Source organism: Schaalia vaccimaxillae DSM 15804 (assembly GCF_000420425.1).
In the GTDB taxonomy this organism is placed as follows: Bacteria; Actinomycetota; Actinomycetes; order Actinomycetales; family Actinomycetaceae; genus Pauljensenia; species Pauljensenia vaccimaxillae.
The window spans coordinates 294,450-320,412 of record NZ_ATUX01000006.1 but is presented as its reverse complement, the minus strand read 5'-3'; the positions used below and the strand labels follow the sequence as shown (position 1 = coordinate 320,412).

20 protein-coding genes and 1 pseudogene are annotated in these 25,963 nt (G+C 53.0%); 9 read left to right on the top strand and 12 right to left on the bottom strand.

Going from position 1 to position 25,963, the window contains the following annotated elements; translation table 11 throughout:
* Positions 1 to 6 precede the first annotated feature (6 nt).
* Entirely contained in the window at positions 7 to 1,530 is a 1,524-nt protein-coding gene (locus G439_RS0104435) for a thiopeptide-type bacteriocin biosynthesis protein (protein WP_341532748.1), read from the top strand.
* Positions 1,531 to 1,534: 4 nt separating this feature from the next.
* Positions 1,535 to 2,866, top strand: coding sequence for a lanthionine synthetase LanC family protein (locus tag G439_RS12365; RefSeq protein ID WP_083940782.1), 1,332 nt, complete (start codon positions 1,535 to 1,537; stop codon positions 2,864 to 2,866).
* A gap of 440 nt (positions 2,867 to 3,306) precedes the next feature.
* Here the strand turns inward: G439_RS12365 and G439_RS12905 are convergent.
* The 4 genes and pseudogenes from G439_RS12905 to G439_RS12150 all read right to left on the bottom strand — a co-directional run.
* Positions 3,307 to 3,447, bottom strand: a pseudogene (locus tag G439_RS12905) (IS3-like element IS987 family transposase); the annotation flags it as partial.
* Between the two features lie 871 nt (positions 3,448 to 4,318).
* On the bottom strand, positions 4,319 to 6,184 hold the full coding sequence (locus tag G439_RS0104410) for an ATP-binding protein (RefSeq protein WP_022867977.1): 1,866 nt from the start codon (positions 6,182 to 6,184) through the stop codon (positions 4,319 to 4,321).
* Positions 6,181 to 6,642: an ABC-three component system middle component 2 gene (locus G439_RS0104405; RefSeq protein WP_022867976.1), complete on the bottom strand. Its 462-nt coding sequence runs from the start codon at positions 6,640 to 6,642 to the stop codon at positions 6,181 to 6,183. The genes G439_RS0104410 and G439_RS0104405 overlap by 4 nt, the downstream gene beginning before the upstream one ends.
* The gene (locus G439_RS12150; RefSeq protein ID WP_022867975.1) at positions 6,629 to 7,153 is read right to left on the bottom strand and encodes an ABC-three component system protein; all 525 of its coding nucleotides are present in this window, start codon (positions 7,151 to 7,153) and stop codon (positions 6,629 to 6,631) included. Before G439_RS12150 ends, G439_RS0104405 begins: the two co-directional genes overlap by 14 nt.
* A 287-nt stretch (positions 7,154 to 7,440) precedes the next feature.
* Here G439_RS12150 and G439_RS0104395 point away from each other — a divergent pair, with 287 nt between their 5' ends.
* Together G439_RS0104395 and G439_RS0104390 are read left to right on the top strand one after the other, a co-directional pair.
* Positions 7,441 to 9,246, top strand: coding sequence for a DUF2075 domain-containing protein (locus G439_RS0104395; protein WP_022867974.1), 1,806 nt, complete (start codon positions 7,441 to 7,443; stop codon positions 9,244 to 9,246).
* Entirely contained in the window at positions 9,236 to 9,580 is a 345-nt protein-coding gene (locus G439_RS0104390; protein WP_022867973.1) for a nucleotide pyrophosphohydrolase, read from the top strand. The genes G439_RS0104395 and G439_RS0104390 overlap by 11 nt, the downstream gene beginning before the upstream one ends.
* A 154-nt stretch (positions 9,581 to 9,734) precedes the next feature.
* Here G439_RS0104390 and G439_RS11140 read toward each other — a convergent pair whose 3' ends face one another.
* Together G439_RS11140 and G439_RS0104380 are read right to left on the bottom strand one after the other, a co-directional pair.
* A complete protein-coding gene (locus G439_RS11140) occupies positions 9,735 to 11,150 on the bottom strand; it encodes a purine-cytosine permease family protein (protein WP_022867972.1) in 1,416 nt (471 codons plus the stop codon).
* A gap of 102 nt (positions 11,151 to 11,252) precedes the next feature.
* Complete coding sequence (locus G439_RS0104380) at positions 11,253 to 12,248, bottom strand: asparaginase (protein ID WP_022867971.1); 996 nt, start codon at positions 12,246 to 12,248, stop codon at positions 11,253 to 11,255.
* A 124-nt stretch (positions 12,249 to 12,372) separates the two neighbouring features.
* On the opposite strand from G439_RS0104380, the gene G439_RS0104375 reads away from it, so the two are divergent.
* Both G439_RS0104375 and G439_RS0104370 read left to right on the top strand, forming a co-directional pair.
* Complete coding sequence (locus G439_RS0104375; RefSeq protein WP_022867970.1) at positions 12,373 to 13,356, top strand: polysaccharide deacetylase family protein; 984 nt, start codon at positions 12,373 to 12,375, stop codon at positions 13,354 to 13,356.
* Between the two features lie 275 nt (positions 13,357 to 13,631).
* Entirely contained in the window at positions 13,632 to 14,894 is a 1,263-nt protein-coding gene (locus tag G439_RS0104370) for an MFS transporter (RefSeq protein ID WP_040434691.1), read from the top strand.
* A 49-nt stretch (positions 14,895 to 14,943) separates the two neighbouring features.
* Here G439_RS0104370 and G439_RS11135 read toward each other — a convergent pair whose 3' ends face one another.
* The 6 genes from G439_RS11135 to G439_RS0104340 all read right to left on the bottom strand — a co-directional run bounded on the left by G439_RS11135 (position 14,944) and on the right by G439_RS0104340 (position 21,419).
* Positions 14,944 to 15,219: a rhodanese-like domain-containing protein gene (locus G439_RS11135; RefSeq protein ID WP_022867968.1), complete on the bottom strand. Its 276-nt coding sequence runs from the start codon at positions 15,217 to 15,219 to the stop codon at positions 14,944 to 14,946.
* Between the two features lie 67 nt (positions 15,220 to 15,286).
* Positions 15,287 to 15,664 carry a hypothetical protein gene (locus G439_RS0104360; RefSeq protein ID WP_022867967.1) on the bottom strand — a complete coding sequence of 126 codons (378 nt, stop codon included), beginning with the start codon at positions 15,662 to 15,664 and terminating at the stop codon, positions 15,287 to 15,289.
* Between the two features lie 138 nt (positions 15,665 to 15,802).
* Positions 15,803 to 16,099, bottom strand: coding sequence for a hypothetical protein (locus G439_RS0104355; RefSeq protein ID WP_022867966.1), 297 nt, complete (start codon positions 16,097 to 16,099; stop codon positions 15,803 to 15,805).
* A gap of 3 nt (positions 16,100 to 16,102) precedes the next feature.
* Positions 16,103 to 16,426, bottom strand: a complete 324-nt coding sequence (locus G439_RS11130; RefSeq protein WP_040434688.1) for an ArsR/SmtB family transcription factor — start codon at positions 16,424 to 16,426, stop codon at positions 16,103 to 16,105.
* 189 nt (positions 16,427 to 16,615) lie between these two features.
* Entirely contained in the window at positions 16,616 to 19,192 is a 2,577-nt protein-coding gene (gene pepN / locus G439_RS0104345) for an aminopeptidase N (protein WP_022867964.1), read from the bottom strand.
* A 193-nt stretch (positions 19,193 to 19,385) separates the two neighbouring features.
* Complete coding sequence (locus G439_RS0104340) at positions 19,386 to 21,419, bottom strand: M13 family metallopeptidase (RefSeq protein ID WP_022867963.1); 2,034 nt, start codon at positions 21,417 to 21,419, stop codon at positions 19,386 to 19,388.
* A gap of 272 nt (positions 21,420 to 21,691) precedes the next feature.
* Between G439_RS0104340 and glpA the strand changes: the two genes are divergently transcribed.
* Genes glpA through G439_RS0104325 form a run of 3 tightly spaced genes read left to right on the top strand, consistent with a single transcriptional unit; the run spans position 21,692 to position 25,775 of the window.
* The gene (gene glpA / locus G439_RS0104335; protein ID WP_022867962.1) at positions 21,692 to 23,278 is read left to right on the top strand and encodes an anaerobic glycerol-3-phosphate dehydrogenase subunit GlpA; all 1,587 of its coding nucleotides are present in this window, start codon (positions 21,692 to 21,694) and stop codon (positions 23,276 to 23,278) included.
* Complete coding sequence (glpB, locus tag G439_RS0104330; protein WP_022867961.1) at positions 23,275 to 24,528, top strand: glycerol-3-phosphate dehydrogenase subunit GlpB; 1,254 nt, start codon at positions 23,275 to 23,277, stop codon at positions 24,526 to 24,528. The genes glpA and glpB overlap by 4 nt, the downstream gene beginning before the upstream one ends.
* Positions 24,525 to 25,775 (top strand): anaerobic glycerol-3-phosphate dehydrogenase subunit C, encoded by a 1,251-nt coding sequence (locus G439_RS0104325; protein ID WP_022867960.1) that lies wholly within the window; start codon positions 24,525 to 24,527, stop codon positions 25,773 to 25,775. Before glpB ends, G439_RS0104325 begins: the two co-directional genes overlap by 4 nt.
* The last annotated feature ends 188 nt before the right edge of the window (positions 25,776 to 25,963 follow it).

Here is a 25,963-nt window from a genome sequence, read left to right as displayed (position 1 = left end):
TCGCGGATCTGGGGTCAAGGTTCTTCCGAACAGATCGAGGTCGTTCAGCTGCGCCCGTTCTTTCACAATCGACAATGTCAACAGCTTTCGGCCCAGTTTCAGCCCCCGGGACGGTACATATGCCCTCAGGTCGCCAACCCATACGATCCTTCGGCAATTTCTTTGTCCGAACTCCTATTCTGTCTCGCGGACGGGGACATGAGGATCCTAGACCGAAGAACAGGACTACCAATCCTCGTTCAATCTCAGTCAATGATTACGCTCGCACAGTTCGATCCAATCTCGAAAACAATTCTCGCTATCGCCCGCCGCGGAGAACCTGCCTACACACTTTTCCAAGAAGAGCCTTGGAGTGCAAGGGAGACGCACCGTCCCGGAGTCATTCTCGACGGTGTTGTCCTCCGACGACCTCAATGGAGGCTGCCCGCTGGAATGTTCTCCGACTACTCAGATGATGAGCCCTTCCGACGCTGGAAACAAATGGTTAATCTTCCGGATCATGTCAGAATTGGAAGGGGCGATCAAATACAGGAGTTCGACCTCTCAAACATAGATGAATACCAAGCTTTCAAACGATCAGTAGGCCCGAGGGCGTCGATCCTAGATGCCGCATTTTTCACCCTCAACACAGACGACCGTAAAGTTGAATATTTATATAGATATGTCCTAAAGTCAACGAATTCAATCCAGACTCTGATACCTTCAGAAACTTTTTCGCTGATCGATCCGAAAGACGGCGATAAAGTAGAAGAATGGCGCGCATACGAATTTACTACACCATCCGGTTTGATACCGGAGATTTCCGACTTTCGTCAGGTAATTCAATTTTTCAAAGACATGGGCGGCAAAAATTGGCACTTTCTTCACTATACCAACCCCGATGCCCATTTGAGACTGAGATTCCAGCTGCCTCCCGAGGCGAATGCGCAATCAAAGATTCTTAACGGGCTTGACGCTTTGATAGAAAGCCTCCGAGGCGAAAACTACAAAAAAGTTCGAATTGTCGAATTTTTTCCCGAATATACACGTTATACTCGAACGACATCTATCGAATCAATTTTTGAAATCTTTACCAGAAGTTCCGAGCTCGCTTTGAGTGAGCGGCTCACTCTCCAGACAACACAGAATCGCAAACAGGTCATCCTATCCGCCGCAACCTCATTTATGGAGCTTGTCCGATACTATTTTCCAGAAACTTGGGCGACAGCGATCGTTAAAGCATTCAAAAGGGGATCGTTCGAGGATCCGAAACACTTCGATAAGCAGAGAACTTCATTACGATATGAAATCGTACACGAAATCGAAGATAAAGTGCTCGAAGTTGGGCCTCGCTATAAAAATTACAATGAGATTGGCACCGACATTATACCCTCAGTTATGCATATGCACTTTAATCGCGTCGCCGGAATCGATCGGGGTGGAGAAGCTGATTACACCGCGATTATCAGGAAGTTTTCGTTATCGCGACTAGCTCGATTAAAGATGAGATGTTATTTAGAGTCATCAGACACTCCGGTGGAATCAGACTAGTGATATGAATATTGACCTGGATTTTGAAAGACTATCGGAACTCTATCTTGATCAGATCAAGCTTCGCTTGCAACCAAATTCAGACCGTTACTTATTTGACATTTCTAAGATGAATCCGAGGGCCGCAATCTCTGATCTTCTTTCTTATCCTTCGGGCGTTGGAGGCTATATATATTGTCTCCGGCTAATCGCAAGCGCAACAGGTTCGCTTGAGGCTAAAAGTCTAGCAGACCGCCTCTTTGAACTCGCACTTGTTACATATAAACAAAATCGAACAGACATTCGCGCGATTCAAGAACTATTTGCATTAGCTGATTTGAGCATCTCGCAATACGGCAAGGCCGATTCGCACTTGCAGACAATCATTTTAGAATGGATGGATACCATTTCAGTCGCTCTCTTGGATCAACTTGATCGGGAGGACTTGATTCATCGCGGCTTTGTAAGTACCGATTTGGTGTCGGGCATTTGTCGTGGAATTCTGCTTGTTGAGGGGTATTGCGCTCCTCATTCACTCGAATTACTTCAAGAGCTTCTGAAACTTGAGACTTGTGAAAGTGGCAAGCGAGTTAGAGCTTCTTTCAGCGGCGCTCCATCTCTTGTTTGGGCTGAAAAGGCGGTGGTTGCAAGCCATCGAAACTACGGAATCGTTCATGGTCTCGATGGAATTTGTACAACGCTTTGCAGCGCATTATCTCGTTATTGTACTACGGACTCGTATGACGCAGTTACCTATGAGCGAGCTTTGGATACGGTTGATGAATATTTGGAATGGCGGATCGATTCGGCCGAAATGAAGATTGGCCAAATTCCCATGACTGAAGTCTTGCTCAACGACGGATCATGCATCGATTGCTTTGCTGATGATGGGATATGGTGTTATGGCGGAGCAGGATTGCTTGGCGCATGTAATGCCCGAATTGGCCTCGATAGCGGCCCATTCGCCCTGACAGACAAATTTGTCATGTTAGCTGATCGCGTATTTCATGATCCGGTTGCGAAGTCTCTCACCTTATGTCACGGGGAATCCGGTCGCATTCTAAGTTTGCGCAATTTTAGTGACTTAATTGACTGTGCTTTTTCACAAGAGGAATTGCGCCTGGCTTTCTGTCAGCGTCTAGGGAAGCTACTCAGCAGGGGTGATTTGTCAGGATATCTCGATCCTGACCTACTGTTTTCTAACGATCCTCTTAATATTGGTGTTCTGTCCGGATTGGGAGGAGTGGTAATTGCTTATTTTGAAACATTATGCGAACGGTTGCCCCCGTCACATTTTGCAGAAAGTTGTCTATTGGCGGCTCCGTGGCTTCGGCCATATCGAACGCTCCATGTGTGAACACGAATGTTGATTCCAGAACGTCGATTTCGTACAGTGGATGAATGGCTTTTCTCTGCTCTGATTTGCACAGTTGAGGTGTGTCGCGCCTTTAGAGTTTTGAGGATTGCTTGAACTGGTAGTGTGACGGCGGGTTTACCGATGAAGTCATGGCCAGCGATTCGCATGGTGACGTGGCGCAGCGGTAGGAGTTCTTGAATTGCTTTCTTGAGTGTGAGGCCGGTTTTGCTCTGAGTTCCTCGGACTACAGCGAGGGCTGTGAACACGAAAGTGAGGTGGGCTTCGATCGCTTCTTGGGTGTGGTGGAAGATGGGGCGGGCTCGCAGGTCTGTCTTGGACATGCGGAAGGACTGCTTGACGTACCACAGGTCGTGGCAGGAACTGATCACCTCCCGACTTGCACAGTTTTTGTGTGTCATTTCGCCAGAGCATTGAGGATGTGACGCCAACTTCAAAATTTCATTCGTGCGCCGCAGCTCCGCGTTCTCCTGACGCAAACGCTTGAGTTCGGCGCTTTCCTCAGTGGAAACCCGAGGACGGACTCCGGCATCCACACGCGCTCGCATCACCCAGCGCCGAAGAGGTTCCCTCGACGTCCCCAACTTCATCGCGGTATCGGCGATCACGCGGGTTTCAGACACTCCCAGATTATCCCGCAGACGATCCTCAACAAGCCTGACAGCCCGCTCCCCAAAAACTTTTATATAGTTCCTTGGCATGCGAAATCCTCTCACAAAAACCTCGGAACAAAACCCGGGATGCTTCAACGCCGAATCCTTGCTGTGCGGGGGAACCTTGCGAGATACTAAATTATGACTATCGCTGAATGGATTGTGCTCGCGGTTCTCGTGCTAGTTGGATTTGCCATTTGGTGGCATTTCTCTCTGCGAAGGAGAATTGACAAGAGAATGCATGAAGCTCCGCCCGAAGAGCGTGAAGCTTTGATGAAAGTTCAACGAGATATTGATCGTGGCAAGGCGGCGCGCCAGGGATTCTTCTTCTAGGTACCGTAGACTGCGACTCGTCTGCAAGGAATGTCTGATGACTGGGCTTGGCCAGGATCGCGCTAACCAGAGACCTGTGGCAGCCAAATTAGTTGATCCGTCTGTGTGAGTATTCGGTAGTCACGATAGGGCGCCCAACGCATGAACTTTGGGTTCGGACACGAGAGTTCTTCTCGGAGGTCTCTTGATACCCTAGTCTGTGCTCTGTGGGGCTACTCGTTCGAGAACGAGATCCGGGTCAAGGCCGGACGCACTCACTTCGATGAGTCTTTCACCACCCTCTCAGCACAATTGAATCGAGTAGTTCTTAGTGAGTGCTGGGATCTGTGCAGAGCTCTTCCCGATCGCATCCATTATCACTTCTTTCAACTGGACTCCGAAAACAAGCCAGATAGATGTTCGGCGTTGTCTACGCTTGCAGGGCAGCGTTCTCACATTCAAGACTTGGCTATTTGAACTCGAGATCCTGTTCTCCTTCATCCTCACGTAGGTCGACCAAGAGTCCAGGTCTGTCTGCTTCATCATTAGTGCCGAATACAAGTTCGGTCGCATCGTCACGGTCGAAGTGCGTGGTTGGTGTGACGTCGGTGTTGTTGAGAACGATCAGTTGCCCGTAGTCGCCGCTGTCAACCATGTAGTCGAATAGGTTCCGTAGGAGCCCAGTCTTGGGTCTGCCTGATTCGTCTCGGCTAGTGATGAGATTGTTGCCATCGGCTTGGTGTTCGAAGCCGAGTGTTGGCGTATCGATGACGACGATTGAGGGCTTGTGGATCGCGTGCTCATGAATGTAGCGACGGAGGGCAAGGACAAGCACGGTATTGAAGAACGCTCGGTATCCCTTTCCGTGTGAGCGTTTTGATTTTCGGCCGATACGGATATCGAAGTCTGTCTGATCCAGATACGCCTGGTCTGCATCCTTGAATTGAGATTCAGCCAAGATTTCTTGCAGATACTTAGCCGTGTCAGCAAAGAAGGAAGATGGAAAGAGATCCACAGGATCGTAGTCTTCGGTCGGCGCAGGTGGGCTGGTCAGTGTCGTGATCTGGTCGATTAGTTCGTCGTGTTGAGTGTCGAGCATACGACTTTCAGTGAGCCTCGCTTGGTGTGCTTCGAGGTCAGCAATTTGACTCTTGAGAGCTGTGATTCTCGGTAGGACCGCTTCAGAAAGTCTTGTTTCCGCAGATCGCTGCTCATCGCGGAGACTGTTCAGGTGAACTTCAAGCGCGGCAATCTGGTCATTGAGTGATGACTGTACTTGCGCAAGTTCTTCGAGGTCACCCACCCGCATTTCTGCCTCTGCTTGTGCTGCCTCTTTGTAATCAGGCATTTCATGGTTAGACAGTGGGCTGCCACAAAAAGGGCAGTCTGACGGTTCGGGCAATGTTTGAATCGCCTGTTGAGCGTCAGCAACGAAAGTGAGGCGCTTGATATCGCCGATGTAGACCGACGCTAGGTCCTCATATCGGTCGGCCGCCATGGTACGAACTGACAGTTCCTGTTCGACTGCAGAGATATTTCGTGTGAGTTCCGAAAGCTCCTGCCGTGCTTGATCTTGGATGGTGTTGAGTTGAGACAGCTCGGCAGTGAGTTGTGTGATTTCAGCGGTGATATCCCGGCCATCGTCTTCCCCGCGAAATTTCTTGAGTGTTTCACGCATACGACCAACCTGATCGAGACGCTCACCGAGAAAGGGAAGCAGGATGTTCTTTCTTGATTCAACTACGGCGGGATCCTCATGCTCAGGAAGGAGCGAGAGATCGCGGTCATAAAACAATGTGAGGAATGCTGAGAGAGTGGCGAATTTCGTCGTCGTGAAGATCGATTCCTCTGATGTGATTCGCCCTTCTGATCTATGCAATGTGTCTGAAAAGCTTTTCCAGGTTAGTGGTTTTCGACTGCCGTATTGGTTGGTAAGAACTACACGTCGTTCTTTGATCCCCAAGAGACGGAGCAATAGGTCTGAGACCGTTACCCCGCTGGCTGAAGATTCCGTGGGTTGTGCAGGATATTCGTCATAGGGAATGCCGAATACTGGATCTGCGGCAACCGTGATTTTTGAAGAACCAATGGTGCGAATAAGTTTGACTTTCCCTTCGTCGGTGCGGAGGGTCATCGAGATGACGGAGTAGCCGGTTCCAGCAGAAAATGGCCTGGTTGAGCCAGCCAGCATGTACTTGATTGTCTTTGCGAGATAGGTTTTCCCGGTATCTGATGGGCCATGGATGATGTTAAACCCGGGCTTGAAGTCGACTTGTGTTGAGGCAACGCCATCTCCTGAATAGATGATGTTTTCAATCCAGAACCCGTTCTTCATCGCTCACCTTCCTCGGGAGTGCCCAGTCCCTGTCGTTCAACTTGTTTGATGACTTCATCCTCACTGTGCGAGTCAACGAAAGGGAGAATCGATTCCACGGCTCGTCGAAATTCTGAGGCATATTGGTTCATCAACTGTCGGGAGAATTGTTCCCCGGTTGTGTTGATCTTGAATCGGATTCCTGTGGGGGTTGTCTGCGGATCTATCAGTCCTCGTGTGACGGCAAAGCGGATACCCTGGTGAATTTGTTGTGTTCGGGCTGCGAGTTCTGAGGCCGAATAGATCGAATTGCCGTGAAGGTTGGTTGAGTACATCCCAAAATTTGCAGCGTTTGTTGCCATGAAATCGATCGCCACCAGCATTCGTTGTGTTCGTGCCAGGTGAGGCCTGGCGGCGAGAATCATTGTGATTCGTGATGCGAGTGACAGATCAGTGTTGTAGAGGTTACGAATTGTCATCTGCCCACCTCAACTTGTCATCGTTGACGAGCATGTGCATGATGCCGTGACGCTGTCGCATGCCAAATAGGCGCGGCGTGTTGGACACAGGGGATTTGTTCAGAGAAATTCGTGCGGCCTGTTCCAATGTGGCAAGTAGCCGCTCATACTCGGACGGATGATTCCTCTTGTATGTTGGGCGAACACCGTGGTAGGCCTCATCCTTAATTGATTCAAATTCATCTTCACCGTCGAGGCTTACGTCTTTCAGTAATTCTCGAAGTGCGTCCGCAAGGTAGTAGTCCTGGCGCGCTTCATTGAAATCTTCGAGGTAGTCGCCGCCGTGATCTTGGAGAGCCTCGAGAGAAATATCTATGCCTGATTCTCGACACAAAACTGTTGTCAGCTGTCCTGTGTACTTCTTCTCTTGATTTGCAATCTTTCGTGGGACTTTAGGTGTTGCCGGCATCCGAACACGGGAAGAACCAGCAACAAAGTCTTGACCGTCAACGTAGATGTCGGTTGATTTCAAATCAGCGAATCGTTGCCTCGTTGGAATCTCCGTCGCGAGTTCAGGAGTGGTTGCACTAATGAGGTCCGGATCCCATTGATGTGACCATGGCGATAGGTTAGTCGGCCGTATTCCAGGGATTTCGCTGGGAAAACACTTTTGTTGAAGAATCCGGTGGTGCACTGATTGACATTGCGCCACCGGATTCTTCGGTACGATCAGAAGGCGTCTTGCCGGCAAGAAAACTGAAGTTAAACTGTCGTCAAGTTTCGTGTGTGAAACGCCTGAAAATTTGGAGGACGATCGCGGTGTCTGCAGTTCAAGAAGGGGCGCATCCGCGCATTGCAGAGATAGCCTTTAACGAATCTGCATTGGCGCAGTTCGTATCCCACATTCAGGCGAATCCGGACGACCCCGATAACCTTGCGCGATTCTTACTCGAATATCCAACCGTATACATCGTGCATCATCATGATGGTGGGACGGCATGCGACGCTCAGGAATTCTCCATATATGTGGGGGAGACGAACGACATCAATCGAAGAACTATTCAACATTTAAGGCAGGATCCGAGAACTAGACATGACTGGCGTCAAATCGTTGCTCATCCGGATGCGACGATGCACATTATTGGTCACGAACTATTTAACAAGTCTTTAACTCTTGATATTGAAGACCGATTAATGACCCACCTTCTGGGTTCACGGCACGTGCGTCATCTATATAATCGGCGACCAAATCCGCAGAGGAACTATCATACGAAAGAACAGATTGATGAGATTTTCAAATCGATCTGGTCATCTCTTCACGCCCGTGATGAACAACTATTTCCTCCGGATGCTGAGGTTCGTAACTCCGCTCTATACAAAGCCTCACCATTCCATAACCTCACCATCGAACAACTCGATGCAAAAGGTCTAATTTTAGAAGCAGTTCAAACAGCGGTAGCGGCTGATCAACGAGGTCAGCTCATCTTGGTCTCTGGACAAGCTGGATCAGGTAAAACTGTACTGTTATCAAGTTTATTTCTTGACATTATGGAAATTGACCGTGGTGTCGAAGAGCTCACTACCCAACAGCCGCGCAATTACCTACTTGTTAATCACAAGGAGCAACTGACTGTCTATCAGGAAATCGCGAAGAAACTTCAGCTCTACTCAGCGGGAAAATATGGCACAGTCATGAGCCCCACGCGATTCATTAATAACTTCACCACTGAACAACCAGCTGACGTCGTCCTTGTTGATGAAGCGCACCTGCTGTGGACGCAAGGAACTCAGGGATACTCGGGTGCAGATCAACTCCAAGATCTACTCAAGCGTGCAAGAGTCGTGGTTGCTGTCATGGATCACAATCAAATTCTTAGAAACAAGCAATACCGAAATATTGGCGAGTTTGAGCAACTTCAGCAACTTGCAACAGAGCATATAGAATTACATAACCAACTCAGGATTAACGGCTCTAAAGAAACACTATCGTGGCTGCGGACCCTTATCGATCAGGGAACCATCGGGCACATCCCAGATGATGAAAACTATGATTTACGTATTTTTGATGATCCATCAAAGATGCATGAAGAAATCCGTCGTCGTGCCACCGTTTCTTCGGAATTTGATGGTCTTTCACGCATGGTTGCTTCCTATGACTGGCCTTATAAGCCCCAGCCTAACTCTGAAGGATTAGGACTGTGGAACGTAGAGATTGATGGGAAGTTTTCTGCTCCTTGGAACTACCAGCTCAAGTCCACAAATAAAAATTGGTCGAGTAAACACCAAGCCTGGGCCGAACAAGAACACACCATCGAAGAGATTGGCTCTACATTTACTATTCAAGGATTCGACCTGAACTATGTTGGTGTAATCCTTGGGCCGTCCGTGGGGTACGAGGACGGACGCTTAGTCTTTCGTCCAGAAAAAAGCCATAACAGAGATGTTCGATCTCGTCGCACACTGCGGGATGGAACCAAAGCGCATGTGGGTGAGCAGATGCTGCGCAATGAAATCAATGTGCTATTGACCCGTGGCATTCGAGGTCTTTATATCTATGCCGTGGATCAAAATTTAAGGGATGCTCTGATGGCAGCAGCGAAAGGAACTTTGCAAAATGTCAAATGAGCTCGATGAATTGATCGATCAGGTCAATACGTTCCGTGATGAGCGTGAATGGCGCCAGTTCCATACTCCCAAAGACTTAGCTCTGTCCATTAGTGTTGAGTCAGCCGAACTGCTTGAACTATTCCAGTGGCGTTCTGACCAGGAAGTAGTTGACACTCGCATGGCAGGTCTCCGAGAGGAGATTGCTGATGTCCTGATTTACACACTCATGTTAACCGACGATCTGGGTCTCGATCCTGCTCAGATCATCCGTGAAAAACTCGAGATAAATGCTCGCAAATACCCTGTGGATCGAGCGAAAGGTTCAAGTGCGAAGTACTCTGACCTGAACTAGTGGTTTAGTTGGGTAAGTGGCTTAAAGTTATTTTCTTAGCTGAGATATCTTCTGCTGCAAAATACCTAGATGGATAGGGTCTTGCGACGCTTGAAATTTGGTGGGGGAAGGCTAAATCCTTCTCCCCACCAAATTTGGGCTAGAAAATCGAGATTCACATGGAAGCTGGAGAAGTGTAGCCCTCCGAAGTAATCGGTTTCTGCTCGGTGCGATTTGCCATGAACCTGGAAAGAAGTAGATGCAAGAAGAAGGTCAGGATGAGTGCTCCAAGCCCGGAGGGGAAGTCTCCGGGAAGCGGAATCCAATATTGGAAAGCGATACCGGCGAAGGCGCCGACAATGAAGGAAAGTACGGCTGGCCAGCGTACAGCTGGTAGATCATTCGGATCGGCAGTTGAATATTCGGACCGTCTCACCAAGTAAAAATCGGCAAGAATTGGACCCGCGAGTGGAACGAATGCTGCTCCTAAGACGGTGATGAAATCTCCAAAAAACAGAGAGTAGAAGCCAAGCGAGCCAAGAAGAGTGCCAATGGCGCCAACGATGATCACAATCTTACGACGTTGTAGGCGATATCCGACTGCTTCTGCTGCGGGACCAAGGTACAGAGCATTGCAGTACAGCTCTGACATGTTTGTCGTCCAGAGAGCTAGGACCCAAAGTACGACACCGAGGATAGTCAGAATCAGACCGTTTTCGACCATCCAGGCGATGAAGTTTGACTCACCCGTAGCAATGGCTCCCGTGTATCCAATGAGATTTAGTAATGGATTTGTCAGAATGAAGCAAGCACCTGCGCCGATGAGGACATGAGTTTTTCGGCTCGCATATCTAAAAATATCTACACCCATAATCACGCCGGCAATCCATGCGCCGATAATGACTGTGATTGCAGTTCCAAGTGATAGGCCCTCACGATTATTTGCTTCGCTTAGAACATTTCCAAAACCACCGAACTCGTTAACCATGAGGATGGCTACAACAATCGCTACGACGAGAACGAAAGGCGCTGCCCCGGCAGAGATTCTCTCGATGGCAGTAATCCCTTTCCAGGCGGACCAGGTGAAAACTGCACCCCAGAATATGCAGAGAATTACATACTCGAGAGTCAGGCCGTTGATCAGAGTGATGCCGGTTAGATCTCCGACTGCGACATCAAAAATTTCGCCGACCATCCCGACGATTGATGCGAACCAACCTAGAGTAAGAAGCGCCATGATGAGCATTGGCAAAATAATGCCCTTGCGGCCGTAGGAGAAACGTGAAATCAGGGAAAGATTCATACCTGTTTTCATCGCGGCATAGCCGAGAGCGTAAGTCAGCGCAAGCAAAATACCTTCACCAAGAAGAATTGCGAAGACTGCTTGGCTAAAGGACATGCCGGCAGCGCCGCCCTGTCCTGCTAGTTGGCCTCCCACGATCAGGCCGGTTGGCACATAACCAAACCCAACCCAGATTGCAAACATTGACCACCAGGATCTACGGGCGCTGCGTGGAACCGGTTGAAGCATGAATTCTTCAGCGTCGACTTGCGGCTCTTGCTTTGAGAGCATTTGTTTTTCCGTGCTCATCAGTAGTCTGCCTTCCTTTTGTGTTTTGTTTTGAAAGTTTTTTGTGAAATATTTGGATGAGAATCTGAGTGCGAAAAAGAAGTGGTTTGTGAAATGCTTCTTTTATAAACGTCCTCGCTTGGCGAATTCTGATTCAATTTCATCCATTGTTGAACCCTTAGCTAGTAGTAGGTGCAACAGAAGACGAGATTTGCGTTCATCGAGCCAACCGGCGCCAATAAGGCCTCGGTTAAGCAGATCAACTTCGGATCCAGGATATGCATATGAGTTTCTTGTGGTTGTTCCACCGCCCGTCCTGGAAGAAAACACAACAGGAATTCCTGCTTTAATTGCCTCTTCCGCAGCGTCAGCGAGATCGATCGGAAGATGTCCAGAGCCCATCGCGGACAGAATTAATCCATTTACACCGTTAGAGGTTGCTGCGCGGATAGTATCACCATCGTCGTCAAGCCCGGCCATAATGATTGGAATACGGAGCTTGGGTGTATCAGGTACGGGTAGTGGTGATGGGCGTGTGAAGGGCGAGTATGCGACGGCAACTGAGCCTTCTACGACTTTTGCAACGGGGCCCCATGAAACTGACTTGAAAGCCGACAGTGCGTTTGCGTCAACTTTTCGGACTAAAGACGCCAGATGGGCTTCGTCGTTAAGAACGGCGAGAACACCCATGCCTGATAGACGTGAATCGACCGCTACCCGCGTTGCTGCTACTAGATTGCCTAATCCTTCTGCCCCAGCATCATCACTAGCTCTCATCGCACCGGTGATGACCAAAGGCTGCTCGCGGTCCCACAGAAGATCCAGAAGGTAAGCGACCTCCTCGAGCGTGTCAGTTCCCTGGACTATGACCACGCCGTCCGCTCCTAAAGCTATAGCTTCGTGAGCGAAATTGAAGATTTCAATAACATTGTTGACAGTGAGTTGAGGAGAGCCCAACTGGAGCAATGTCGTTGCTTTGATGTTGATGTCGGGAAGCCATTGGGCTAGTGGAGCTACGAGCTGGTGACCTTCAAGAGAGACGTTAACTGGGCCAAGGACGCTAACTGCGGACATCGAGATTGTCCCACCGGTGGTACCTATTGCAACTGTCTTGCTCATACTTCCTTGCCTTCATAATTCTGCAGGTGGTTGCACATAATGAGTCACCTGGTACGCAACGAATGTGACTGTGGACATATTACGATGTAGATGAGTTCCCCATCTGTGAATGAGAGGTTGAGATATGCCCGACCAGGCACAAGTGAAGAAGAATCATTGGTACCGCAACGATGATATCCCAGGAGTTGCAGGGCCAGATCGAGAAATTATTGGATATGGTCCGAATCCTCCCCGAATTCGTTGGGACAATGGGGCAAAGGTTGCGATCAACATTGTCATCAACTACGAAGAAGGCTCAGAGAAGACCTTCGCGATGGGGGATGCAGCGAACGACGGAATGTATGAGCTACCTTTCGAGGTGGACGACCAGCGTGATCTGGCAAAAGAATCGATGTACGAGTACGGGACTCGTGCAGGAATTTGGCGTATGTTCCGTACCTTCGATCGTTACGATGTGCCAGTCACGGTCTTTGGAGCGGCAGTGGCACTTGAACGCAACCCCGAGGTCGCAAAGAAGATCAACGAACGTGGCGACGAAATTGTTGGACATGGATACCGTTGGATCGACCATTATGAATATTCGCGCGAAGAAGAGAAAGAACTCATCCAGCTAGCAATGGATTCTTTCCAGAAGACGTTAGGCCGACAGCCTGTTGGCTGGTATTGCCGTGAGATGTCGGTGAATACTCGCGAGCTTCTGGTTGAGGATGGCCGTTTCCTTTATGACTCAGACTACTATGGTGACGATCTTCCGTTCTGGACGTTTGTCAATGAAAAACCTCATTTAGTCGTCCCATATTCGCTCGTTGTCAACGATTGTCGCTACATCATGGGTACGGGATTTGCAGCGCCTTCAGATTTTGTTGAGGTTGCTAAGCGAACATTGGATCAACTTCTGGATGATGGCGATGACTGTGGGCGCATGATGTCAATTGGAATTCATCCGCGCATTACCGGTAACCCAGCTCGCATTAATGGGCTGGCAGAGTTCATACGTTACGCCCAATCGAAGGACGATGTTGTCTTCATGACAAGGTCTGCCATTGCAGAGAAATTCATCGAACAGGTGCCAGTTCCAAAATCTCCTTCAGATCGACTGAATCAGTAAATAACTGATAGTCAGTTGTTCTAACGGATTCAGGCCCCGCTGTGCATATGCTGGCGGGGCCTGACGCGTTCAGCGCTACAAAGTCTGAGATGGTTAGGAAATCCATGCCGTGAACGCTGCGTTGCTGATGTGGTTATCGGATGGATGTCTCTCGCTCGAGTCGAGGTGAGCGAGTAGGTTAACTTTGTGTGAGTTCGAACCGATCGCTGAAGAATTTACTTCATTTATCTGAGTCAGGAATTTTAGCCGGAAGAGAGCCTCGACTTGTGCACTACATGTCAACAGTGTCGACGCTGGTGGCCTTCTTAGCCGTAGTGACAATCTCACCGTCGCTGCGCGCCGGCGCGACGTCCATCGGACCACTGCTAGGCGTGATTCAGGCAAGTCTGGGTGGGGGAGCGATTGCAGCTGGAATTCTGACAGCTCTTCCATGCATTGTTTTCTCCATCATGGGATTTGCAGCCGTTCCTTTGTCTAGACGGTTCGGACTAACGTCGACACTGGCATTAGGAATGAGCGTGTCTGTGATTGGCCTAGCAGCCCGGCCTTTCGCAAGCCATTACGGTGTTTTCCTCGCGTTGTCTTTCTTGGCACTAGTTGGGCCCGCCCTCGGTAACGTCATCGTCCCGGCGTGGGTGAAGTTTCATAAGCCGGGCCGAGCTGTCATGCTCATTACGGTTTACGGAGCGGTCCTGCCTCTGGGAGGTGCTATCGGTTCCCTTATTGCGGTTCCGATGGCTGGAGCAGATGGGCAGCATTGGCGCAGTGCTATTGGTTTTTGGGCGTTTGTAGCCCTCATTGGAGCACTCTTTTGGCTGTGGGTATGGCGTCGAGTGGGAAAAGACTTTCCTCCGGTTGTGCCAACGCCACGACATGACGACGAACCCAAAGTCGGGGTACCCAAGCTAATCGGGGAGAAGCCCCGAATCTGTGTCAAAGAACCTAGCCTCATGAAGTCGCCGACTGCGATTGCACTGATGTTGATGTTTGGTCTGCAGTCGTTGGGTGCATACGTTCAATTTGGGCAGTTACCGACAATTTTGACCTCAATGGGGATTGATGGCGCGCAAGCCGGTGCAATGATCGCTTCCATCAACGTGTGGTCGGTGCTTGGTGGCTTAGTGATGGCACCGGTCATTGACTTGACGAATCGTTCAAACACGCTGCCGTGGTTGGCACTACTCTTCGGAGCCCTTACAGCCGCCGGCTACGTGACCTTGATAATTGCTGGGCGTGATCTTGCATGGTTCTGCGTTACTCTTCTGGCAATTGGGGGATTTTCTTTCCCGCTTGCTGTGGCACTCATACCAGCACGGTCGCGTAGTGCAAATATTGCGGCTCGTCTTTCGGGGATGGTTCAGCCTGGTGCCTATCTTTTGGCGGCGATAGGCCCAGTTGTAGTGGGTGTACTGCTCGAAGCTACGGGGAGTACAGCTTTGGTACTCGGATTGTTGGCGGTAAGCGGCGGTGCTATGGGAATTGTTGGCTACAGAGCAGCTAAACCCTCCTATATTGACGACGAACTGGCCGCTAGGTAATCCGTGCGACCAGTTCGATTGGGTTGAGCCGAAATCGGCTAAAGAGAAATCAGTCGTTGACGACGGGAACACCCAAGGTTTCAGAGGCATCTGCCAAGGTGAGTAGGTTTGTTGCGTCCACGAAACCAAGTTCAGTCATCTGATCAACGGCATTTTGGGCGCGCATCCCCATTTTGCAGTGGACGGCGTAGGACCCATCTCGGTCAAGCTTGGCGATTTCTTCAGCGAAGTTCTCGCCCTTGATATCAATGTTGATTGCTCCGTCGAGGTGGCCTTCGGCGAATTCTTCGGGAGTACGGACGTCAATAATGGTTTTCTTTGTCATGCCTTTATTCTGCCTCTCCGTTTGTGATGGTGCTGATGTTTAATGCAAATAAAACAGAGGAGGGATCTCAGGCTGTTTGATTGTGGTTGGCGACGGTCAGTGTTCGCAGTCCCCAGCCAATGAGTTCCCCGACGAGGCCGATGAGGATGTATGCGGTCAGGAAGATGAGGCTGGTGGCTAGGTCGAGGATCTGAAGCATGAGTGTTTCGACTACCAGTACAGAAATTGCGCATGCAACGGCGCGCCAGAATCCAAATCCTTTACGTGACGACTCAGCCAAACAGCAGACAAATGTTGCTAGGGGAGCGAAGACGAAGAATCCGCTCAAACCTTTCTCATCATTAATAGCTGTTGCAAAGGTATCGGAGTGCAGTAAGAGTGCTTGATAGATCGCAGTGATCACAACTGTAATGAGGATTGCCAGCCAAGACTGTTTCGCGCTCATGAGCTGATCGTAGCAAGTGCGTTAATGCACGGACGCAAATTCCGTTTTGCGTTGAAAACGAGGCGCAGTACCGATAAAAATTGGCTCCCAGAAAAGATCGTCTTTTCTGGGAGCCAATTAATTCAGACGGTGACAGGCTCAGTGCTCGTCGTAGTGCTCGCCGTGGGCGGCGTGGCGATGTCCGTCGTGGATGTAGTCGACATGGTCACCGTGTTCAACGGCTTCGTGACCGCAGTCTTCGCCGTGAGTGTGCTCGGCCTTGGAGTGCTCGGCTACTGCCTCGTGCTCGTCGTAGTGGTCACCATGCAGTGCGTGGTGGTGAGTGCCGTGCACGTAGTCGACGTGGTCGCCGTGCTGGACGGCTTCGTGGCCGCAGTTCTCGCCGTGCTCGTGTTCGGCAATGGTGTGCTCTGCGTGGATGTCTTGCTCGGTCATGATTTACTCCTCAATCGTGTGTGAATGATGAGGGTCGCTCATCATTTCGGTGATATGGGTGAAGGCGTCGCCGACAACATGTGCAACATGGTGGTCGGTCAGTGAGTAGGTGATGGATTGGCCTGTGCGAGTGCCCGTGACCAGGTGAATCTGACGGAGCACTTTGAGATGCTGGGACACCAGCGGTTGCGTCATGCCGGTGAGTTCCACCAGCTCATTGACCGTGTGATCACCGTCTTCGAGGGCGCACACCAGTTGGAGGCGTGATTCATTGCCGAGTGCCTTGAAGAAGTCTGCGACCTCGTGTCGGATGTCATCGGTGGTCATGTGAACCAGTATGCAGTAGATATTAGCATATTGCAATATGTTGATTAGTTGAGAGTTGTTCTCGAACTCGATAGCACCGAGGGGCTGGCTGCTACGCACCAAAGCGGCTCAATTGCGCACAAGAAAACCGCTGCCTCTTCCCTCTCTGGGGTAGAAGCAGCGGTCTTCTGATTGGTCAATCAGCCGTTATCAGAGGCTAGAAGATCCCTGGGCATCGATCTTCTGGTTAGCAACTTGGCGCTCACACACGGCAATTCGCTCACGCAAAATACGTACCGTGCCCGCAGAGGCATCCGGATGTTCGTCAATCCAACGCTGACCTGCGCCAGCCGAGTCAAACTCCTGCGTGTATCCCGCAAGATCGGAGGGGAAGAGCAGGATTGTCATGTCTTCGGCCATGTGGAAGGTGTAGTTCGCCCAGATGTACTCCAGCGATTCGAAGTAGTCCTTGGCAAATTCGACATACGAGGACGGGTCCTTACGTGCCTGTGCCCAGAAACCAGAAATCATCGCCCAACGAGTGTCATTGGGAATCGACTGATCGCGAACGACTAACTCCCACACGCTCGACTTAACGCTCGGATCAGGCTGGGCAGCGCGCGCTGCAGCAGCATTCTGGTGACCCGTCATCGTGTCATCAACAGCTTCCATAGACGCAACCTCGGCCTCATCAGCGAAACCGCCGCGCACCAAGGACGTCAGCAGATCCCACTTAATGTCGACATCCAAGTCGAGGCCCTGCAAGGTGGCCGCGCCCTCGTACAGGTCCTTCAATGCTGAGAACTCTGCGTCAGTTGCCGCGTTACGAGCGGCAGCCGACACCAGCATTCGCTGAGCATCCGAACCTGCACCGGCCACGCGAGCCAGCAATAGCAGGCGGCGTCCCACGGACTCCTGAGCGCCTTGGCGAGCCTCGTCGGCCACGAAAGTGCGAACCGTTTCGTCAATGTGACGCAGGGTGAGGGTCAGCAACTGCATATTCGTCTCAACCGGAATCACGGCCAAAGCCAACTCCAGGTAGTCGCGAGCAGGCATCTCACCATCGCGCGTCATATCCCAGGCGTTGGCCATGATGATGCCACGGGTCAAAGAATCCGAAATCTTCGTGATATTCGCCTTTGCGAAGGCCAAAGAGTCAGCATCCATGCGAACCTTCGCATAGGCCAAGTCGCCCTCGTTAATGACGATCATGTCCGGCTTAGCGATGCCGCGCGCCGACTCAACCTCGGTCGATGCTCCGTCAACATCCAGCTCTTCGACAAAAACGCGCTCAACCTCGCCGACCTCGGTCAGCGAGTAGCCAGCAACCGCTAGACGATGGGGACGAAGCGACGAACCCTCAGAGAAGGACTCTTGCAAAACGGCCAAACGTGACAGATTCCCATCCTCGTCCACTTCGAACTCTGGACGCAGCAGCGTCACACCGGCTTCTTGGAGCCACACCTTCGACCACGCCTTCAAGTTGCGGCCAGAAGCCTTCTCCAATTCGCTCAGCAGGTCATCAAGTGTCGCATTGGCGTAGGAATGCGCGGTCAGGTACTCATGCAGACCCTTAAAGAAAGCCTCTCGACCCACGTAGGACACCAGTTGGCGCAGTACAGAAGCACCCTTGGCGTAGGTGATGCCATCGAAGTTGACCTCAACGTCGGCCAAGTCGCGGATCTCAGCGGTGATGGGGTGGGTGGTTGGCAGCTGATCCTGCTTCAGACCCCAATCCTTGCGGACCACGAAGCCGGTCCACCCCTCGGTGAATTGAGTGCCCTCAGCCAAAGCCAGGTGGCTCATGAATTCAGCGAAAGACTCGTTGAGCCACAAGTCGTTCCACCACTTCATCGTCACCAGGTCGCCAAACCACATGTGAGCCAATTCGTGCAAAATCGTGTTCGCGCGAGATTCCAACTGAGCTTCCGTGGGGCGGGTGCGGAACACGTACGCGTCGCGGAAGGTGATGCAGCCAGCGTTCTCCATGGCTCCCGCGTTGTATTCGGGCACGAAAATCTGGTCGTACTTGGTGAAGGGGTAGGCGATGCCGTACTCCTTCTCGAAGAAAGCAAAGCCCTTGCGAGTGATATCGATGATGTGATCGGCATCCAAGTGCTCAATGAGGGAAGCGCGGCAGTAGACGCCAAGCGGAATCTCACGGCCATCAGTCGAGGTCAGGGAGTCGGTCACGCCCTCGTAAGGGCCTGCAACGATGGCAGTGATGTAAGTGGACATGCGCTCTGTCTCGGCGAAACGATATGTCCACGAATCACCATTGTCCTGAGGCTCCGGCGTCGGCGCATTCGAGAAAGCCTTCCAGCCGGCGGGCACAGTGACCGTCAAAGTGAAAGAGGCCTTGAGGTCAGGCTGTTCAAAAGTCGTGTAAACCCGACGGGCGTCGGGCACCTCAAACTGGGAATAGCAGTACGCCTGTCCGTCGGCAGGATCGACAAAGCGGTGCAGCCCCTCGCCGGTGTGCATGTACTGGCAGTCAGCATCGACTTCGAGGACGTTGTGGGCGGCCAAGCCTTCCAATGCAATGCGTGAATCTTGGTGGTTGACCACGTCGATGTTGCGCCCATTCAACGTGATGGAGCGGATGTTGGTGGAAACCAGATCAGCAAATGTCGAGGCTCCTTCGATTGCATCGAACTCGATGCGGGTACGCGAGGCGAAGTCGGTGTCACCGCGAGTCAGGTCCAATTCGATGTCGTAGCGTTCGACGTGGGTAATGACTTCAGCGCGTGCAATCGCTTCGTCGCGAGTGAGATTCAGGCCCGGCATGTGGTGCTCTTCCATATCTACGTGTTCAACGTGTGGTCAGTGCATTGTCTTGATGATGAGGCTTCGCCGCCCGCAAAGCGCAGGCAAGAAGCCACTCGTGAGATTTTCGCACGTCACCGGCGAAAATGCTCAAATTCTTAGTAGTGGGTTAGCGCGGAAAGAATGTTGAGAAGATTCGTTTCTGCCGCGCACCTCACCAGATGCTCACCCGGTCAGATGGATCCAGCCACATTCCGTCGCCCTCGACCACGTCGAAAGACTGGGCGAAAGCATCCATATTCTTGAGTACCTGGTTGCACCGGAATTCCGCGGGAGAATGAGGATCAATGGCCAACATCTGCTGAGCAAACTGAGGTCGAGAAGCCGTGCGCCACACCCGTGCCCACGAATAGAAGAAACGCTGAGGGCCGGTCAAACCGTCAATGACCGGAGCTGTCTGAGCCGTCAAACCCTGCTCGGCAAGTGTGGTCAACCAGGCGTTCCATGCAATCGACAACCCGCCCAGATCCCCAATATTTTCTCCAATGGTCAGCCCACCGTTGACGTGAGGATCGGACTCGCCCTCGTCGGCTGAACCCACCAGGTCAGCCGGAGTCAGTGCGTCATACTGACTAATGAGAGCGCCGGTGCGTTCTTCAAAACGGGCGCGATCCTCATCCGTCCACCAATTTTCCAGATTGCCGTGCTTGTCAAAGCGCGAACCCGAATCGTCAAACCCGTGCCCAATCTCGTGTCCGATCACGGCACCAATCGCCCCAAAGTTCACCGCATCATCAGCGTCAGGATCAAAGAAAGGAGGTTGGAGAATGGCAGCGGGGAACACGATCTCATTCAGAGTCGGGTTGTAGTAGGCGTTGACCGTCTGAGGAGTCATGAACCACTCATCTCGGTCCACCGTCTTGCCTAGCTTTGCCCACTCGCGATCGGCCTCAAATGCTGCAACGGCTTTCATATTGTCAATGAGCGTCGCATCCGGGTCCAGCTCTAGCCCTGACATATCCTTCCACTTGGGCGGGTACCCGATCTTCGGGTTGAAAGTGGCGAGCTTAGCTAGAGCCTTGGCTTTCGTCTCCTCGCTCATCCACTCCAATTCGCGAATGGACTGTCCGTAGGCCTCCAGTAGGCGTGCGACGAGGGCGTCCATGCGGTCCTTCGACGAGGGTGGGAAATGGCGCGCCACCCAGGCGCGACCCAAAGACTCGCCTGCAACTGACTCAACGAGGCCGAGCGCACGCTTCCACCGAGGACGCAACTGCTCAGTGCCCGCCAGGATTCGCCCGTGGAAGTTGAAGTTCTCCTCAACGAAATCGCTCGACAGCAAGGATGCTCGCGCATCAATGAGGGAGGATTTCAGCCAGAGCTTGAGGTCTGCCAGGTCCGTGGTCGACCACAGCACTGCGGCTTCACGCAAAAAGTCAGGTTGGTCGACATTGATGACGAGGCTCTCTCCGGCGTTTTCACCTAGGGGTAGGCCCGCCTGGTGTGCCCACGCATTCCAATCGAATCCGGGATTGTCGGCGACCAACTGAGACCACGGTGTCGGATGATCTGAGGCCAATGGATCGCGATTGGCCACCGAATCGCGGTGATGGGAGGCCAGTGCCGTCTCTAACGACATGACGCGTTCAGCGGCGCTCAACGACTCATCTTCACTGGTAGTGACGCCCGCCAATTCCAAAAGCTTGGCAACGTGAGCCGTGTAAGCCAAGCGGATCGGCTCGTACTGATCCTCGCGGTAATAAGCCTCATCAGGAAGGCCGATGCCTGACTGGACAAAAGAGGCCATGTAGGCGGTGGAGTCGTGAGCGTCGGTCCCCACATAGGCACCGAAGATTCCTCCAACACCTTCGCGTGCAAAGCGTCCCAACAAGCCAGCAAGATCCGAGGCGCTCGCGGCTTCGTCAATTGCCTTGAGATCGCCAGCTAGGGGAGTGGCGCCGAGTATTTCAATGGTTTCTTCATCCATGAACTGGGAGTAGAAGGTGGCGAAGATGCGTGCATCCACGTCGTCGAGAGTTCCGGCCACCGCCGCCTCAGCGAGTTGGCGGCCGCGCTCTTCGGATAGGTCGCGCAATGTGTGGAAAGCCCCGTCGATTGGACGATCGGCGGGAATCTGGTGGTTGGTTAGCCATGTGCCGTTCGCGTGTCGGTAGAAGTCATCCTGGGGACGAATGTTTTCGTCAGCGTGCTGTGTTTCGAGGACGCGGGCGCGGATCGTTTCAGTCATGGGGTCAGCCTATGGGTCTGCGGGTGCGGGCGCGACTGGCTCCGCTATGGGCGCACAGCAATGCGAAGGCAAGAAAATAGGGGGGCTTGGGATCTTGGTTTTTCGGCGGAATAACACCTCAAAGTCCTCTTATGGAACTTTAGGGAAACCTAAGTTGCGCACATATGTGCACAGGTGGCCGGTTATTCGATCAAATCGATTTCCTTGTTGCACTATGGGAAAGGCGATGGGGCCGATATTCGTCCCATCTGAGCGAACGAAGGGACCGAGCTGTGAGAACCATTCACACCGACGTCGTCGTCATCGGCGGCGGATCAACCGGCGCCGGCGTCATCAGAGACGTGGCCATGCGCGGATACAAGGCCGTCCTCGTCGACCGGGCAGACATTGCCCAAGGAACCTCTGCTCGATTCCACGGTCTGCTCCACTCTGGTGGCCGATACATTGCATCTGACCCCGAATCCGCCACCGAATGTGCCGAAGAAAATACGATCGTCAAACGCATCAACGCCGACGCGATCGAGGCCACCGGCGGGCTCTTCGTGGTCACTGGTCAAGATGACGAGGAATATGCAGACCAATTCCTCGCCCGAGCAGCCGCCGCCAAAGTGCCCGCTCAAGAAATCAGCGTCTCCGAAGCCCTCAAACGCGAACCGCGCCTCGACCCGCGGACCAAGCGGGCCTTCGAAGTCCTCGACGGAGCCGTCGATGGCTGGCAAATGTGCTGGGGAGCCGTACGTTCCGCCCAAGCCTACGGAGCGCAGATCCTCACCTACCACCGAGTGACCAGCATCGAACGCGAAGGCGACCGGATTAGCGCAGTTATCGCACATGACGAACGCGGCGGTGAAGATGTCCGCATCGAATGCGGATTTGTTCTCAACTGCGGCGGCCCCTGGGCAGGCCAAATTGCCGCCATGGGAGACTGCCACGGAGTCGATGTCGTCCCCGGCGCAGGCATTATGATTGCAATGAACCACCGCATGTCCAACACCGTCATCAACCGATGTGTGTGGCCAGCAGACGGCGACATCCTTGTACCCGACCACCCCGTGTGCATCATTGGCACGACAGACTTGAAGGCAGAGGACCCAGACAAGCTGTCCATCCCAGCCGACCAAGTTCAGCAAATGCTTGACGCTGGCGAAGCAATGATCCCCGGATTCCGCAAAGCCCGCGCCCTACACGCCTGGGCAGGAGCCAGGCCGCTCGTCAAAGACTCGCGTGTTTCGGAAACCGACACCCGTCATATGGCCCGTGGCATGAGCGTCATCGACCACCACTCGCGCGACGGCGTCTTCGGTATGCTCACCATTGCAGGTGGCAAACTCACCACCTATCGGCTCATGGCCGAACGCATCGTCGACATTATGTGCAACGAACTGGGCGACGAGCGTCCTTGCCGCACTGCTGACGAGGCTGTGCCAGGGTCAGAGGACGAAAAGCTCTACACCATTGGCCACCGCCTCGAAACCCTCGAACACGAAAACGAGGCACCCTCGCATGACCAAGTCATCTGCGAGTGTGAACTCATTACCCGCAAGATGCTCGAAGACACCATGGATCAGCTACCCGGTGGCCAACTCGACGACGTTCGTCGCCAAGTGCGCCTGGGAATGGGACCGTGCCAAGGAGGATTCTGTTCCCAGCGCGCAACCGGCATCGCCCACGAACGCGGGGATATTGACTCCCAGCGTGCCAACGGTCTATTAAGGCTCTTCCTCAAGAACCGCTGGATCGGACTATGGCCCATCCTGTACGGCAAACAAGCGCGTCAAGCCGCCCTCGATAACTGGGTGCACGAAGGAACTTTGGACGTTGAGCATCTGCCGCTGCCGGAAAAGGAGGTTGTCCGATGAGAGATGCAGTTGTCATTGGAGCAGGGCTGGCGGGCCTAGCAGCTACCATTCGCCTGGCACGAGGCGGGGCATCCGTCACGCTGGTCACCAAGGGGCTGGGAGGACTTCAACTCGGCCAAGGCACCGTCGACATCCTCGGCTACAGCGCCGACTCCCGCGTTGAAGCGCCCATTGACGCGATAGCCGACCACGCGGCCTCGCGCCCCACGCACCCGTACACGCACTTCGACCCCGAATACATAGGGCAGTCTGCCGCCTGGCTTGCGCAGGTGCTGGGACCGGATGTACTGATTGGGGATCCCCGACACAACGTCGTCCTGCCCACGGCAGTTGGAGCCTTACGGCCCACCGCCCTCTACCAGCCTTCGATGGCCGCTGGCATCCCTATCTCTGGACGCGACTACGTGATCGTTGGAATCAAGCAACTCAAAGACTTCTACCCGACGCTGGTGGCAGAAAATCTCAGCCGACAAAGCACCCCGGAGGGCACTCCAATCATTGCCCGCGCTGAATCCATCAGCCTGGAAGTACGTGAGGGCGAAGTCGATACCACATCCACGAACTTTGCCAGGGCAATGGATGATCCAGCCCAGCGTGCCCGTCTCGTGCAGGCTGTTAAGCCGCTGTTGCGCGAGGGTGAAATTGTGGGTCTTCCAGCGGTACTCGGACTCAACGACACCAATGCCTGGAAAGACATTCAAAACCAGCTAGGACATGAGATCTTCGAAATTAGCTTGCAGCCTCCGTCGATCCCCGGCATGCGCATCAACCAGGCATTGATCGACCTCGTCAAATCAGAGGCGCGCTTCATCCTCGGCTCGCCGGTTGCAGGGTTTCACGCCGAGGGCGGGCGGATCGCAAGCGTCGATGTGGCCGTCGCTGGACGCATTACCACCATCGAAACCCGACATGTGGTCCTAGCAGCAGGTGGGTTTGAATCTGGAGCCCTTGACATGGACTCATACGGAACCGTGAGTGACACGGTTTTGGGCCTTCCAGTACTGGGCGCTGAAGGCCAACTGCTGCACGGAGACTTCTGGGGCAGTGAACAGCCTCTCTTCCTTGCGGGACTGGGCGTTGACGACACCATGCGCGTCCTCGACGAAGGCGGAAAACCCGCATACGACAACGTATATGCCGCCGGCGGCAACCTCGCCGGAGCCACCCGCTGGCGCGAAAAGACGGGGGAGGGCATCGCCCTTGCCTCCGCTCTGCGCGCAGCCGACGACATCCTGGGGAGGATCGCATGACCATCGAAGAAATGTCCGTTCTGGACCTGCACGACGAAGACTTCGGGCTGCGCAACACCCTCGATGCCTGCGTCAAATGCACCATCTGTGAAACACAGTGCCCGGTCATGCGAGTAACCGACCTATTCCCCGGCCCCAAGTACTCTGGCCCCCAAGCAGAGCGCTACCGCAAACCCGGGCAGATCGTCGACTCGTCCATCGACTACTGCTCCTCATGCGGCACCTGTTCGACCGTGTGCCCGCAGGGCGTCAAAGTCACCGAGATGATCCACCATGCACGCACCGATATGAAGAAGCAGAAGGGCATTCCTTTCCGCGATCAGATCATCGGACGTACTGGATTCATCGGTACAGCAATGACCCCTGTGGCTCCGATTGCGAATTGGGCGTTGGATGTCAAGCCGATTCGTTTTGCTATGGAGAAAGTCATTGGTGTTCACCGCGCGGCCCCAATGCCCAAGGCCGCAGGCCGCACCTTCGAAGGATGGTTCAAGAAGCACACGCCTTTGCCGCAGTCGGGTACCAAGGGACAAGTAATCTTCTTCCACGGGTGCGCCGGCCAATACTTTGAGGTCGAAACGTCCATCCATTCCGTGCAGGTGCTCGAGTACCTCGGCTACGAAGTGCTCGTGCCCAAGCACGGCTGCTGTGGCTTGGCCCTGCAGTCCAATGGTCTCTACGACGAAGCACGTAAGTATGTAACCAAGCTGTCCAATGATTTGCGTAGTGCGAATCGCAATGCTCCGATTATTTCGGCATCGGGATCCTGCGGTGGCATGTTGCGCCATGAGGCACGTGAAATCTTGGGAGTAGAAAGCCCGGAGCTTGAGGACGTGGGAGCGCGCACTTGGGATATCTGCGAATTCCTCATGCATCTGCATGACAAGGGAGAACTGGATCTGAACTTCCAGCCGATGGACGTGACGATTCCCTATCATGCTCCGTGTCAGCTCAAGTCTCAGGGGTTTGGTCTGCCAGCAGTTGAACTCATGCAACTGATCCCCGGTGTAACGGTTAAGGAATCGAATCAGCCGTGCTGCGGTATTGCTGGTACCTATGGAATGAAGAAAGAGAAGTACGACATTGCTCAGGCTGTGGGACAGCCGGTCTTTGACTTCATTAAGCAGGTCAACGTGGAGTTAGCGGCCTGCGATACGGAGACGTGCCGCTGGCAGCTACGCACCGCAACGGGAGCGAATGTGGTGCACCCGATCTGGCTGATCCATAAGGCCTACGGTCTGCGCTAAAACTGACCGCCTTCTCCTCCCTCGCGAGGGACGCACATAACTCTCGCGAGGGACGCCCCAACTGGGAGCCCTCGGCGTGTTGGCAAATGGTTACGATTTGAACGCGACGTGGTCAGATTGTTGCTTTGCCTGTCTGGTAAGCAGCACGATATCCACAGCATTGTTGTCGCGATGAAAAGGAAATGACT

Bases quoted from the DNA above. Each gene is read 5' to 3' on its own strand.
- G439_RS0104370 (WP_040434691.1), top strand. From the start codon at position 13,632: ATGTCAACAGTGTCGACGCTGGTGGCCTTCTTAGCCGTAGTGACAATC.
- G439_RS0104410 (WP_022867977.1), bottom strand. From the start codon at position 6,184: ATGAAGAACGGGTTCTGGATTGAAAACATCATCTATTCAGGAGATGGC.
- G439_RS0104360 (WP_022867967.1), bottom strand. From the start codon at position 15,664: ATGAGCGCGAAACAGTCTTGGCTGGCAATCCTCATTACAGTTGTGATC.
- G439_RS0104375 (WP_022867970.1), top strand. From the start codon at position 12,373: ATGCCCGACCAGGCACAAGTGAAGAAGAATCATTGGTACCGCAACGAT.
- G439_RS0104325 (WP_022867960.1), top strand. From the start codon at position 24,525: ATGACCATCGAAGAAATGTCCGTTCTGGACCTGCACGACGAAGACTTC.
- pepN (WP_022867964.1), bottom strand. From the start codon at position 19,192: ATGCCGGGCCTGAATCTCACTCGCGACGAAGCGATTGCACGCGCTGAA.
- G439_RS0104380 (WP_022867971.1), bottom strand. From the start codon at position 12,248: ATGAGCAAGACAGTTGCAATAGGTACCACCGGTGGGACAATCTCGATG.
- G439_RS11130 (WP_040434688.1), bottom strand. From the start codon at position 16,426: ATGACCACCGATGACATCCGACACGAGGTCGCAGACTTCTTCAAGGCA.
- G439_RS12365 (WP_083940782.1), top strand. From the start codon at position 1,535: ATGAATATTGACCTGGATTTTGAAAGACTATCGGAACTCTATCTTGAT.
- G439_RS11135 (WP_022867968.1), bottom strand. From the start codon at position 15,219: ATGACAAAGAAAACCATTATTGACGTCCGTACTCCCGAAGAATTCGCC.
- G439_RS11140 (WP_022867972.1), bottom strand. From the start codon at position 11,150: ATGAGCACGGAAAAACAAATGCTCTCAAAGCAAGAGCCGCAAGTCGAC.
- G439_RS0104405 (WP_022867976.1), bottom strand. From the start codon at position 6,642: ATGACAATTCGTAACCTCTACAACACTGATCTGTCACTCGCATCACGA.
- glpB (WP_022867961.1), top strand. From the start codon at position 23,275: ATGAGAGATGCAGTTGTCATTGGAGCAGGGCTGGCGGGCCTAGCAGCT.
- G439_RS0104390 (WP_022867973.1), top strand. From the start codon at position 9,236: ATGTCAAATGAGCTCGATGAATTGATCGATCAGGTCAATACGTTCCGT.
- G439_RS0104340 (WP_022867963.1), bottom strand. From the start codon at position 21,419: ATGACTGAAACGATCCGCGCCCGCGTCCTCGAAACACAGCACGCTGAC.
- G439_RS0104355 (WP_022867966.1), bottom strand. From the start codon at position 16,099: ATGACCGAGCAAGACATCCACGCAGAGCACACCATTGCCGAACACGAG.